The 12,235-nt window shown below is 30.0% G+C and carries 15 protein-coding genes; 11 read left to right on the top strand and 4 right to left on the bottom strand.

Annotated elements, in window-relative coordinates; translation table 11 throughout:
* The first annotated feature begins 45 nt into the window (after nucleotides 1-45).
* The 10 genes from IEW75_RS10210 (at nucleotide 46) to IEW75_RS10165 (ending at nucleotide 6,532) form a co-directional block, all read left to right on the top strand.
* Complete coding sequence (locus tag IEW75_RS10210; RefSeq protein WP_158283743.1) at nucleotides 46-201, top strand: hypothetical protein; 156 nt, start codon at nucleotides 46-48, stop codon at nucleotides 199-201.
* Nucleotides 202-244: 43 nt separating this feature from the next.
* Nucleotides 245-412: a hypothetical protein gene (locus tag IEW75_RS10205; RefSeq protein WP_188704040.1), complete on the top strand. Its 168-nt coding sequence runs from the start codon at nucleotides 245-247 to the stop codon at nucleotides 410-412.
* 139 nt (nucleotides 413-551) lie between these two features.
* Complete coding sequence (locus IEW75_RS10200) at nucleotides 552-764, top strand: putative signal transducing protein (RefSeq protein ID WP_134246339.1); 213 nt, start codon at nucleotides 552-554, stop codon at nucleotides 762-764.
* 144 nt (nucleotides 765-908) lie between these two features.
* Complete coding sequence (locus IEW75_RS10195) at nucleotides 909-1,676, top strand: ParA family protein (RefSeq protein ID WP_134246338.1); 768 nt, start codon at nucleotides 909-911, stop codon at nucleotides 1,674-1,676.
* Between the two features lie 2 nt (nucleotides 1,677-1,678).
* A complete protein-coding gene (locus IEW75_RS10190) occupies nucleotides 1,679-2,578 on the top strand; it encodes a ParB/RepB/Spo0J family partition protein (RefSeq protein ID WP_134246337.1) in 900 nt (299 codons plus the stop codon).
* Nucleotides 2,578-3,156, top strand: a complete 579-nt coding sequence (locus tag IEW75_RS10185) for a DUF5683 domain-containing protein (protein ID WP_308423326.1) — start codon at nucleotides 2,578-2,580, stop codon at nucleotides 3,154-3,156. Before IEW75_RS10190 ends, IEW75_RS10185 begins: the two co-directional genes overlap by 1 nt.
* Before the next feature lie 92 nt (nucleotides 3,157-3,248).
* On the top strand, nucleotides 3,249-3,953 hold the full coding sequence (dapB, locus tag IEW75_RS10180; protein ID WP_134246336.1) for a 4-hydroxy-tetrahydrodipicolinate reductase: 705 nt from the start codon (nucleotides 3,249-3,251) through the stop codon (nucleotides 3,951-3,953).
* 18 nt (nucleotides 3,954-3,971) lie between these two features.
* Nucleotides 3,972-5,513 (top strand): signal peptidase I, encoded by a 1,542-nt coding sequence (lepB, locus tag IEW75_RS10175; protein WP_134246335.1) that lies wholly within the window; start codon nucleotides 3,972-3,974, stop codon nucleotides 5,511-5,513.
* A gap of 73 nt (nucleotides 5,514-5,586) precedes the next feature.
* Nucleotides 5,587-6,213 (top strand): WbqC family protein, encoded by a 627-nt coding sequence (locus IEW75_RS10170; RefSeq protein ID WP_229714435.1) that lies wholly within the window; start codon nucleotides 5,587-5,589, stop codon nucleotides 6,211-6,213.
* A gap of 1 nt (nucleotide 6,214) precedes the next feature.
* Nucleotides 6,215-6,532, top strand: coding sequence for a DUF6122 family protein (locus IEW75_RS10165; protein WP_308423325.1), 318 nt, complete (start codon nucleotides 6,215-6,217; stop codon nucleotides 6,530-6,532).
* A gap of 36 nt (nucleotides 6,533-6,568) precedes the next feature.
* Here IEW75_RS10165 and IEW75_RS10160 read toward each other — a convergent pair whose 3' ends face one another.
* From IEW75_RS10160 to IEW75_RS10145, 4 genes are all read right to left on the bottom strand, one after another.
* Nucleotides 6,569-7,504, bottom strand: a complete 936-nt coding sequence (locus IEW75_RS10160) for an NAD(P)H-dependent flavin oxidoreductase (protein ID WP_134246333.1) — start codon at nucleotides 7,502-7,504, stop codon at nucleotides 6,569-6,571.
* 88 nt (nucleotides 7,505-7,592) lie between these two features.
* Nucleotides 7,593-9,797, bottom strand: coding sequence for a S8 family serine peptidase (locus IEW75_RS10155; protein WP_134246332.1), 2,205 nt, complete (start codon nucleotides 9,795-9,797; stop codon nucleotides 7,593-7,595).
* Nucleotides 9,798-9,868: 71 nt separating this feature from the next.
* Entirely contained in the window at nucleotides 9,869-11,056 is a 1,188-nt protein-coding gene (mnmA, locus tag IEW75_RS10150; protein WP_134246331.1) for a tRNA 2-thiouridine(34) synthase MnmA, read from the bottom strand.
* A 185-nt stretch (nucleotides 11,057-11,241) separates the two neighbouring features.
* On the bottom strand, nucleotides 11,242-11,433 hold the full coding sequence (locus tag IEW75_RS10145) for a cold-shock protein (RefSeq protein ID WP_134246330.1): 192 nt from the start codon (nucleotides 11,431-11,433) through the stop codon (nucleotides 11,242-11,244).
* A gap of 374 nt (nucleotides 11,434-11,807) precedes the next feature.
* Here IEW75_RS10145 and IEW75_RS10140 point away from each other — a divergent pair.
* On the top strand, nucleotides 11,808-12,235 hold a 428-nt coding region (locus tag IEW75_RS10140), incomplete at its 3' end, for a fasciclin domain-containing protein (RefSeq protein WP_188704038.1).

Raw genomic sequence — 12,235 nt, 5'->3', positions numbered from 1 at the left:
ATTTTGTATATTTCATCGTTGAAAATAATAAAACCCCTATTTAAAATGAAAAAATTTATAACTTCTATAATAGCAATTACGTTTACAATACTTTTGTGCGTTTCTTGTGGATCTTCAAAAAAAGGATGTGGCTTAACTGCTGATGCTTCTGTTATTGAGTCAACAACTATAGAAAATATTGTTGTAGCCCAAGCTAAGTAAGCTATATGTTAATACTTCTGCTTATTCCGAAAAAATATAATTTATGAATAAAGTAAGAATTTTAGGAATCATATTATTAATTTTAGGAGTATCTTTATTTCTAATATACGATAATAATGGAATTGACTTTGCTTTTGGATTTTTGTCTGCTTTAGGATTGGTTTTAGCCATATCAGGTACATTCAAAAACAATTCTCCAAAAAAAATATAATTTAGAAGATAAATATGATTAGAAATTATTGTTATTGGAAAATTTAAATTTTAGGATGTGAAAAATTCATAATTTAAACTACTAATAACTCAGCTAATTAAATTAGAATTCATTTTAAAATAGCTTCAAAAAATTAGCAATGAGTTTAATTACAATTAAAAAATCACATATTGAATCCGATTTACTAGTATTTAAAAGTAAATTAGAGTCCGAAGGAATAAAGTGTTCCTTAAAGAATGAATTTACAACTCAAATAATGAATTATCTACCATCTTTTGAAGTTGAACTTCAAATTTCAAGTTCAGATTTAGACCGAGCCAAAGAAATATTTAATGAAATGGAGCAAATCTAGAAACATTATTACAGATTGTTGTTTCTAAATTAACAGAATCTAAAAATAACATGCACTATTTTTTATCTCTTTGTTAACATTATTCCCTTTTATAAACCATAATAAATTGTATTTTTACAACTTAAAATAACTCAATATTCTTCTATGGGAAAAATTATTGCAATTGCCAATCAAAAAGGTGGTGTTGGTAAAACTACTACGACTGTAAATTTAGCAGCAGCTTTGGGCGTTTTGGAAAAAAAGGTATTGCTAATTGATGCAGATCCTCAAGCAAATGCATCTTCTGGACTTGGTATTATTGTTGAAGATGTTGAAATTGGTACTTATCAACTATTAGAACATGCGGCAACTGCTAAAGAAGCTATTATTCCTACAAATTCTCCTAATGTAGCTATTATTCCAGCACATATAGATTTGGTAGCTATAGAAATTGAACTGGTTGATAAGGACAACCGGGAGTTTATGCTGAAACAAGTATTGGAAGAAATTAAAGATGACTACGATTATATTCTCATAGATTGCGCACCTTCATTAGGCTTAATAACCTTAAATGCGTTAGTTGCAGCAGATTCTGTAATTATCCCAATTCAATGCGAATATTTTGCATTAGAAGGATTAGGAAAATTATTAAATACTATAAAAAGTGTTCAAAAAATACACAATCCAGAATTGGATATTGAAGGCTTATTATTAACTATGTACGATTCTCGTTTAAGACTTTCTAACCAAGTAGTTGATGAAGTTAAAAAACACTTTCAGGATATGGTGTTTAAAACCATCATTCAAAGAAATGTAAGGTTAAGTGAGGCTCCAAGCTATGGTGAAAGTATTATTGCTTATGATGCAACAAGTAAAGGTGCCATAAATTATATTAACTTAGCTAACGAAATTTTAAAACAACACGCTAAATAAATATGGCAAAAGCACTAAAAAAACAAGCACTTGGAAGAGGATTATCTGCCCTATTAAAAGAAAACACAGATACTATTAATTCGGCAAATGATAAAAATGCAGACAAAGTTGTTGGGAATATTATTGAAATTGAATTAGAAACGATTGAAGTAAACCCTTATCAACCAAGAAGTTATTTTAATGAAGAAGCATTACGAGAATTAGCGAGTTCAATTAAAGAGTTAGGTGTTATACAACCTATTACAGTTAGAAAATTAGAAAACAATAACTTCCAACTAGTATCAGGTGAGCGTAGATTTAGAGCTTCTAAATTAATTGGGAACAAAACGATACCTGCTTATATTAGATTGGCAAACGACCAAGAAATGCTAGAAATGGCATTGGTTGAAAACATCCAACGGAAAGATTTAGATCCTATTGAAGTTGCCTTATCTTACCAACGTTTAATAGATGAAATTGATTTAACACAAGAGGAAATGAGCCAACGTGTTGGAAAAAAACGTTCTACTATAACTAATTATTTGCGTTTATTAAAACTAGATCCTATAATTCAGACTGGAATGCGAGATGGCTTTTTATCTATGGGGCACGGGAGAGCACTAGTTAATATTGAAAATACAGAGGAACAATTAAGTATTTATGAAAAAATACTAGCACAAAAATTATCTGTTAGACAAACTGAACAACTAGTAAAGCAGCTTAAAGAAGGTATTGAAAAACCTAAAAAAACAATTACTAAAAATAGTGAAACTCCAAAATTTATTTCTAAAGGATTAAAAACTTTTAGCCAATACTTTGGACATAAAATTGACGTTAAATTATCTGGGGCTGACAAAGGAAAGATCCTAATTCCTTTTCATTCCGAAGAAGATTTTAATCGAATAAAAAAATTATTAGAATAGTGCTGTATAAAAAGTTTTATATTTTATTAGTTGCTAGTTTGTTTTTTACTATTGACTCTTTTTCTCAAGAAGATTTGATAATAAAAGCTAAAGACACGATTTATACCTCTCCAAATGAATTTGATATGTTATCTCCTGCAAGAGCTGCATTTTATTCTGCGATACTTCCTGGTTTAGGACAAGCCTACAATAAAAAATATTGGAAAGTACCAATTGTATATGGAGCATTAGGTACTGGTGTATATTTTTATGATAGAAACAATACCAATTACAATAGAGCACGCACTGCATACAAGTTAAGATTAGACGGAAAACCAAACGAATTTGATGGAGTTGGAGGGAATATATTTTTATCGGACGATGCACTTGTTAGAGCACAAAAATCGTACAAAAAAGATAGAGATTTATCTCTATTAGTAACGGTTGCTCTTTACGTTTTGCAAGTTCTAGAAGCCAGTACAAATGCACATTTATTACAACATAATGTTGATAATAACTTAACATTATCTCCACAAATTATTAAAGATGCTACCAACAACAAATCTGTAGTTGTAGCATCATTAAATTTTAAATTTTAAGATTAATACGAGCATGCTAAAAACTTATCGCACAACACAAATGATTCTTAGCAAACAGCAAGTGAGCATTAAAAAACAAATAAAATAAACACATGAAAATAGCTTTATTGGGTTATGGGCGAATGGGTAAAACAATTGAAAAAATTGCTTTACAACGAGGCCATAAAATAATTTTTAAGGTAGATGAAAACACCAAAGAGTACGATATTAAAACTGCAGATGTTGCTATAGATTTTAGTATTCCATCAGCAGCCTTTAATAATATTTCTAACTGTTTAAATAATGATGTTCCTGTAATTAGTGGAACTACTGGTTGGTTGGATAAATACCCAGCAGTTACTAAACTTTGTAATAAAAAAGATGGTGGTTTTATTTATGCTTCAAACTTTAGTTTAGGTGTCAATATTTTCTTTGAATTAAATGAGCAACTGGCAAAAATGATGCACCAATTAGAAGAATATAACATTTCTATGGAAGAAATTCATCATACTAAAAAATTAGATGCTCCAAGCGGAACAGCAATTACCTTAGCTAATGGAATTATAAAACACACCAATAAAAAAAGTTGGAACTTAAATGTAACAAATAGTGATTCTCAAATACCTATAATTGCGAAACGTATAGATGATGTTCCAGGAACTCATACTGTTGCTTATAATTCGGAAGTAGATTCCATTGAGATTAAACACACCGCACATAATAGAAGTGGTTTTGCGTTAGGAGCAGTAATTGCTGCAGAATGGTTATATGGTAAAACAGGAGTTTTTACTATGAAAGATGTATTGGGCTTAAAATAATATTAAAAATAGTTTATTATGACAATGATTGAATGGTTTATCTTTTTTCTAATAATACAAGTTATTCACTTTTTAGGAACTTGGAAATTATATATAAAAGCAGGTAGAAAATCTTGGGAAGCAATTATTCCAATCTACAACGCAATAGTTTTAATGAAAATAATTAAAAGACCTACTTGGTGGGTTATTTTATTATTTATTCCTATTATAAACTTATTAATGTTTCCTGTAATTTGGGTTGAAACTGTTAGAAGTTTCGGAAAATATAAAACTATTCACTCTATACTTGCTGTTGTAACATTAGGTTTTTATAGTTTTTACTTAAACTATATAGAAAATGTAACTTATATTGAAGACAGAAGTTTAAAATCTAGAACCGAACTTGGTGAATGGGTAAGTTCTATTATTTTTGCTATAATTGCAGCAACATTGGTGCATACCTATATTATGCAACCTTATACAATTCCTACCTCTTCATTAGAAAAATCGTTGTTAATCGGTGATTTTCTATTTGTAAGTAAATTTCATTATGGTGCAAGAACTCCTATGACAACTGTTGCTGCGCCAATGGTACACGATTCTTTACCTTTTATTGGCACTAAATCTTATTTGCAAAAGCCTCAATTACCCTATTTTAGAATTCCAGGTTTTCAAGATATTAAACGAAATGAAATTGTTGTTTTTAGCTGGCCTGTAGATACCGTTCAGCGCTTTTTTGATACTTCAAATATTCATATTAAAAAACCAATTGACAAAAAATCTAATTATGTTAAGCGCTGCGTTGCTATTCCCGGAGATTCTTTAGAAATTAGACAAGGATATATTTATATAAACGGAGAAAAAACTGTTTTGCCTGATAGAGCAAAAACACAATATATGCACAAAGTTGTTACTAAAGGACAACAATTAAGTGGAACTACTTTAAAAAGATATGGTGTAACAGAAGGTCGTAATTTTGGAGAATATTACAGCCTAAACCTAACAGATGAAAATGCTGCAAAACTTAAAAACAATCCACTTATTAAAAGTGTTACCAAACAACTAACTCCAAGCGGAACGTACAATTCAAGAGTTTTTCCACATAATGAACAATACCCTTGGTCCGATGATAATTATGGCCCTATTTATATTCCAGAAGCAGGAAAAACAGTTGCTTTAAATTCAGAATCATTACCATTTTACAAAAGAATTATTGAAGTGTATGAAAATAATAATTTAACGGTAAATGGAAATGAAATTTTTATAAACGGAAAAGTTGCTACTGAATATACCTTTAAACAAAATTATTATTGGATGATGGGAGATAACCGTCATAATTCTGAAGATGCTCGCTATTGGGGATATGTTCCTTTTGACCATGTTGTAGGAAAACCTGTATTTATTTGGTTCAGTTGGGATACGAATGGAGAAGGCATTACAGAAAAAATCAGATGGGATCGTGTTTTTACAACAGTACATGGTGAAGGAAAACCGGTATCGTATCTATATTATTTTTTAGGAGTTTTGGTACTTTGGTTTGGTTACAGTACATATAGAAAACGTAAAAGAGAAGAAGAATAAAATAAGTTAAAAGTCAAAAAGTCTAGGATCTAACATTTAAAGTATTGCCAGATTACTAGCTACAAAATACCAGATGCCAAAATCTATGATTTTATTGCAGCCAACTTATTTTTCACCTATAGTTCAATATGTAGCGATTTCTAAAAGCGAAAATATCTGTTTTGAGGTTGAAGATAATTTTCAAAAGCAGACCTATAGAAACAGGTGTTATATTTATACCGCAAATGGCACACATTTACTAAATGTGCCCATTCAACACAATAAAGGTATTAAGCAAAGAACAAAAGATGTAAAAATTGATTATAAAGACGATTGGAATAAATTACACTTAAAGACACTAATTACAGCCTATAGTTCCTCTCCTTTTTTTGAGTTTTATATTGATGAGTTACTTCCAATATTTAATAAAAAACACATTTTTCTATTGGATTTAAATCTATTAAGTCATCAAGTTATTATGGATGCCTTACAATTAGAAATTACCACCACTAAAACCAACGAATTTATAAAAGAAACCCCCTTAAATGATTTTAGAAAATTGGCTATTTCAAAAGGAGAACCAACATATAATTTAGAAAGATACATTCAAGTATTTGAGCAAAACCATGGTTTTATTTCAAATCTTAGTATTTTAGACCTAATTTTTATGGAAGGCCCAAACGCTTTGAATTATTTAGAATCTCAAAATTTTAATTTGTAATTTGGATATTCTTCGTTTTATTACACACTACCTAATGCACTTCATAGTGCCAGGGATTATTGCATATTTATTTTTTAGAAGTAACTGGAAAAAGGTTTGGTTTATTTTTATTTTAACAATGTTAGTTGACTTAGATCACTTGCTAGCAACTCCTATTTTTGAGGCTGAGAGGTGCAGTATAAATTTCCATCCGCTCCATTCATATTATGCTATTTCCATTTATTTTTTATTATTAATACCTTCTAAAACAAGAGTTATAGCTATTGGATTACTATTTCATATGCTTACAGATTTTACAGATTGCTTCTGGATTCAATAAGCTTAATTTTACAATATATTCAGTGAACTATTTGTACTAGCAATAACTATTTTTTACAAAATTAAATTCGTCTAAAATTTCCTTAACAATTACACCCGCAGGTTTTATTTCGTGAATTAAACCGGCAATTTGACCAATTTCTAATTCTCCCTTTTCTAAATCACCTTCAAACATTCCTTTTTTAGCTCTTGCCCTACCCAATTTTTCTTTCAATTGCTCAACAGTTGGATTTTGTTGGTACAACTCTTGAAGTTCCGTATAAAATTTATTTTTTATCAATCTAACTGGAGCCAATTCTTTTAAAGTTAATTGCGTATCACCGTCTTGCGCTTTTACAACTTCATTTTTAAAATTTATATGTGCCGAAGATTCGTTACTTGCAACAAATCTACTTCCAATTTGAACGCCATCAGCTCCTAAAACCATTGCAGCCAACATACCCCTACCAGATGCAATTCCTCCGGCAGCAATAACAGGAATAGTTAATTTTTCTTTAACCATTGGAATTAAAGTAAAGGTGGTAGTTTCTTCCCTTCCATTATGTCCACCAGCTTCAACCCCCTCTGCTACAACGGCATCAACCCCAGCTTGTTCAGATTTTACAGCAAATTTTACACTACTTACAACATGCACTACTGTAATTCCGTTTTCTTTTAAAAAAGGAGTCCATGTTTTTGGGTTTCCTGCTGAAGTAAATACTATTTTAACACCTTCTTCAACAATTATTTGCATAATTTCTTCAATATTAGGATATAACATTGGTACATTAACTCCAAATGGTTTATCTGTGGCTTTTTTACATTTTTGAATGTGTTCTCTTAAAATAGCTGGATACATAGAGCCCGCTCCAATTAATCCCAAACCACCTGTATTGCTAACTGCAGAAGCTAATCTCCAACCACTATTCCAAACCATTCCTGCCTGAATTAATGGATATTTTATATGAAATAATTCTGTTATGGTATTTTTCATGTATCTCTCTTATTGTTTTTTAACGGTCACTGCTGTTCGCCATCAATCATTTCGTTGGATAACAAACTTTTTAGCCTGCACGTTTTAATTAGTTTTTAAGAATTTTAAATGTCTTAACCTCATGATTATACTTAACTTGTAAAAAATATAATCCCTTCTTTAGGGAAGAAATATCAACCTTAGGATTTGATTTTAAAATTTTACGTTCAAAAATAACACCTCCCAAAACACTGTAAATAGTAACATTTAAGCCCATTATCTCTGTTGGAAAATTAAAGTTTACATTAGTTGAAATTGGATTGGGATAAAGGCTTACCAAATCTTCAAAATTAATTTCTTTTGAAAAAACACCTTCACAAGATATATTTGTTTTTACTTCAATTAAATCACCCTGCTTTACAGGTAATTCAAAAGCCATATTCATGGTTCTAATTTTTTCTATTCCATTTAAATAAACCTTAAACGGAGGTGTTCCTTTGTTTAAGGTTATTAAAGCAAATTTTGAAGAAACTTTAACTTTTCCAGAAACGGATTCGCCTTTTGCAATATTTACATTAAAACATTGATTAAAATTTTGATTTTCAATAGAAATACAAATTTCATAAGGCCCAACTGCTAAATTTGTTAGCGCTAAAGCATTTTCATCAGTAAATGAATAATTTGCTCCATTAATATTTGCAGTATAAATATAAGGTATAGTGGCAGAAATATTAATTTTTCCATTATTCTTGTCAATACAGGTTTCGTTAATCACTTCAATAATAAAATTATTTGAAGGCATATAAAAACATCCTGTTTCATCTACAACAGTTCCTTTTGGTGAATTTGGGCATGAATCAACTAAATTTTCTATTCCATCTCCATCGATATCATTATCATCAACATAATTAGTTTCAAAAATTGATTTGAAATTTGGAATACCATAACCTTCTTGATTGGTAAACGACGGAAATAGATGTGCAGACTCTTTTATTAATTGTGTAATTTCAGCATTCGTTTTATCCGGAAAAGCTTGCCATAGACAAGCAACAACACCTGCCAAAACAGGCGATGAAAACGAAGTCCCATTAGCTGTAACCACCCTTCCAGAAGTATTAATTAATGACGTAGCTTGTCCTTGTGCACAAACATCTGGTTTAATTCTATCATCTGAAGTTGGACCAAAAGAACTAAAAGAAGCAATATTTCCTGAAGCATTTACAGCTCCTACTGTTAAAACTGATGGTGCGTCGGCTGGTGCATTAATATTAGGCCAAGCAGTATCATTCCCTTCATTACCTGCTGCATTAACCAATATCATTCCACGAGAAAAAGCAATTTCAGCCCCTCTAGATATAAAAGTAGTTTTCCCATCCATATCACTGTAAGTATAATTATGTTCAGGATTATCAAAAAACACAGAGTAACCTAACGAAGTATTAATAACATCAACGCCTAAACTATCCGCTTTTTCAGCTGCTTCTACCCATAAACTTTCTTCTAGTTTAACTTCAACTGGTGCGTTTTCTGTTCTAAATAAATAAAAACTGGCATCTGGGGCTGTACCCACAAAACTTCTAGTCGCTCCATCAACTCCATCTTGTAAATAACCTGCAATTGTAGATAAGACCGAAGTTCCATGTGAATCTCCTCCATAAATATTAGTACTTCTATCTACAAAATCGTAACCTCCCAAAATTTGTCCGTTATCTATAATTCGTTTAAATGCTAGTATTGTATTTACATTGGGAAAACCTGCATCTAAAATTGCTATTTGCATTCCAAAGCCTGTAAAATCATTTTGATGCAACGTTGTACCCCCTAACATTAATAACTGATTTTCGGCATTTCCATACGTAAAACCTGTTGTAGTTTCTAATTGCTTTTTCTTAGTTCTTGGTAGTCGCTTAGAACTAATAATTGGCTTAGAAGCATTTAATCTTCTATTGGCATACTCAATAGAATCTACAATTAAAAAAGTTGCTAATTCTAAATTCAACAAGGCATCTATATTACTTTTTGTTCCTTGAATGTGCAGGGCGTTTAACCATTTAGATTTTGCTAAAATAGTTATTCCAGATGCATTTTTAATAGCAGAAATATATGACGATTCTATTGGGACATCTTTAAAATCTATAGCAATATTATAACGTGCTCTCCTATTTAAAGAGCGTTGACTTAACATAGTTAATGGAGCAGCATAAAACGAAGCTTCATTTGGTTTGTCTTTAAGATATACCCATGCATCTTCAACTTGCGAAAAAGCACTTGAAATTGGAAATAAAAACAATAATATAAAAATAGTATTTTTCAAAATTTTTAATTTATTACATACTGAAAAATACACAATTTTAATGATAAAATAATGTAATATCAATTATTTAACTAAGCAATTACCCCAGAACCCAACAATTCTTCATTTAGGTACCAAGCTACAAATTGACCTTCCGTAATAGCAGATTGTTTATTGCTAAACTCAACATACAATCCTGTTTCTACTTTGTATAAGACAGCCTCTTCTAATGCTTGCCTGTAACGTATTCTCGCTTTAACTTTTAAATGCTCTCCTGACTTTAATACTAAATCCGTTCGGATCCAATGCAACTCTTCATTTGAAACAAAAAGTACGTTTCTGTATAAGCCTTTATGATTTTTTCCTTCACCTACATAAATAACATTATCTACAACATCTGTATCAATAACAAACAACGGTTCTTTTGTTCCTCCAACAGCCAATCCCTTACGCTGACCTTTTGTAAAATAATGAGCTCCTTGATGTTTTCCTACAATTTTACCATCTAATAATGAATACTTATACTTTGTCGCAAAAAAAGCCAGTTCTTCTTCTTTTGAATAAAAATGTGGAATTTCTCGATTGTAAACTGGAGAATTTTCGGGAATTTGAACTATTACACCTTCTTTTGGTTGTAATTTTTGTTGTAAAAATTCCGGCAAACGCACTTTTCCAATAAAACATAATCCTTGAGAATCCTTTTTATCTGCAGTAATTAAATCTTGCTCAGTTGCAATTTTTCTAACTTCTGGTTTTGTTAATTCTCCAATTGGAAACAATGCTTTTGAAAGTTGTTCTTGGGATAATTGACATAAAAAATAAGACTGATCCTTATTTCCATCTTTTCCTGCAAGTAATTTATAAACAGGTTTTCCTTTATTTATTTCTTCACCCTTTCTGCAATAATGTCCTGTGGCAACATAATCAGCTCCAAGGTCTAAAGCTATTTTTAAAAAAACATCAAATTTAATTTCCCTGTTACACAATACATCTGGGTTTGGTGTGCGACCCATTTCATATTCCTTGAACATATAATCTACTATTCGCTCTTTGTATTGCTCACTTAAATCAACAACTTGAAAAGGAATTCCTAATTTATCAGCAACTAACATAGCATCATTACTATCTTCTAGCCAAGGACATTCGTTAGAAATAGTTACAGAATCATCGTGCCAGTTTTTCATAAACAAGCCAATAACTTCATAACCTTGTTCTTTTAAAAGATAGGCTGCAACACTACTATCAACACCTCCAGAAAGTCCAACAATTACGCGTTTCATTTTTAAAATTTTAGACTGCAAAGATACTGATAACTTTTAGTACCTAAAAAGTTAATTTTATTTTTACTTAAATTTAATATAAATATAAAACTATTAAAGTTTAAACTTATTAATGAAATAAATTAACAAAAAAAAAGCCTATCAAAAATGATAGGCTAGACATTAAAAAAGGTGAATTATTTATATTAAATAACTTTTACATTTACTGCGTTCATTCCTTTTCTACCTTCCTGTAAATCGAATTCAACTTCATCACCTTCGCGGATTTCGTCGATTAAACCAGAAATGTGTACAAAATGTTCGTTGTTCGAGTCGTCTTCTTTTATGAATCCAAATCCTTTAGCTTCATTGAAGAATTTTACTGTGCCTTTACTCATTATTAAAAATTTTAATTTATATATTATTTCGCAAATATAATCATTTTTATTTAACAACATTATTTTTAGTGTTTTATATAGTGCTTTTTAGAAGTCTTACAAACCATTTATTTATCTCATAATATTGTTTAACCACCTCTTTAAAATATTAAAATTTTGTTAAATGTTTTAAATTTTTAATTAAACAAAAAAATATTAAAATGAGTTCACATATACTTTAAAGTACTTAATTTTAGTGTTTTATATTTATTTTAGTTAATAAAATTAAATCCCAAAAAGAATCATGATAAATTTTTTTGTTTATTTTTTTTGTTATTTAGTTAAACATTATTAAATTTATTTATATATTTGTCGAAACTAAAACTAATTAAATCATGAAAAAATTACCTTACATTCTTACTTTTATTCTAACATTAATGTTATCTATAGGTTTAACTTCTTGTAATGACGATGATGATGACATAGTAAAAATTCCTGAAATAAAAACTATTGCTGATTTTGTTGTTGCGAATTCAGACAACTATAGTAGCTTATTAGCTGCTTTACAAAAAGCTAATTTAGTTGAAACTTTAAGTGGAGATACTATGTATACCGTATTTGCTCCTAATAACGATGCTTTTGCAGCTTTTTTAACAAGTGCTGGATTTGATTCTTTAGATGATGTTCCTGTAGATGTTTTAACTCAAATTTTATTAAATCACGTTGTTGCTGGTAATGTTCAGTCCGGAGATTTAGCTACTGGATATGTTAATTCACTTTCAACTGCAACTCCTAACGGTGCTAATATGAGTATGTATATAGA

It is taken from the genome of Lutibacter litoralis, from assembly GCF_014646675.1.
Taxonomy (GTDB): Bacteria; Bacteroidota; Bacteroidia; order Flavobacteriales; family Flavobacteriaceae; genus Lutibacter; species Lutibacter litoralis.
The sequence above is the reverse complement of the archived record's forward strand: the minus strand, read 5'-3'. Positions and strand labels throughout refer to the sequence as shown.

Excerpts from the sequence above, each read along its gene's own strand:
- IEW75_RS10210 (WP_158283743.1), top strand. The coding sequence starts at position 46 with ATGAAAAAATTTATAACTTCTATAATAGCAATTACGTTTACAATACTT.
- IEW75_RS10205 (WP_188704040.1), top strand. The coding sequence starts at position 245 with ATGAATAAAGTAAGAATTTTAGGAATCATATTATTAATTTTAGGAGTA.
- IEW75_RS10200 (WP_134246339.1), top strand. The coding sequence starts at position 552 with ATGAGTTTAATTACAATTAAAAAATCACATATTGAATCCGATTTACTA.
- IEW75_RS10195 (WP_134246338.1), top strand. The coding sequence starts at position 909 with ATGGGAAAAATTATTGCAATTGCCAATCAAAAAGGTGGTGTTGGTAAA.
- IEW75_RS10190 (WP_134246337.1), top strand. The coding sequence starts at position 1,679 with ATGGCAAAAGCACTAAAAAAACAAGCACTTGGAAGAGGATTATCTGCC.
- dapB (WP_134246336.1), top strand. The coding sequence starts at position 3,249 with ATGAAAATAGCTTTATTGGGTTATGGGCGAATGGGTAAAACAATTGAA.
- lepB (WP_134246335.1), top strand. The coding sequence starts at position 3,972 with ATGACAATGATTGAATGGTTTATCTTTTTTCTAATAATACAAGTTATT.
- IEW75_RS10170 (WP_229714435.1), top strand. The coding sequence starts at position 5,587 with ATGCCAAAATCTATGATTTTATTGCAGCCAACTTATTTTTCACCTATA.
- IEW75_RS10160 (WP_134246333.1), bottom strand. The coding sequence starts at position 7,504 with ATGAAAAATACCATAACAGAATTATTTCATATAAAATATCCATTAATT.
- mnmA (WP_134246331.1), bottom strand. The coding sequence starts at position 11,056 with ATGAAACGCGTAATTGTTGGACTTTCTGGAGGTGTTGATAGTAGTGTT.
- IEW75_RS10145 (WP_134246330.1), bottom strand. The coding sequence starts at position 11,433 with ATGAGTAAAGGCACAGTAAAATTCTTCAATGAAGCTAAAGGATTTGGA.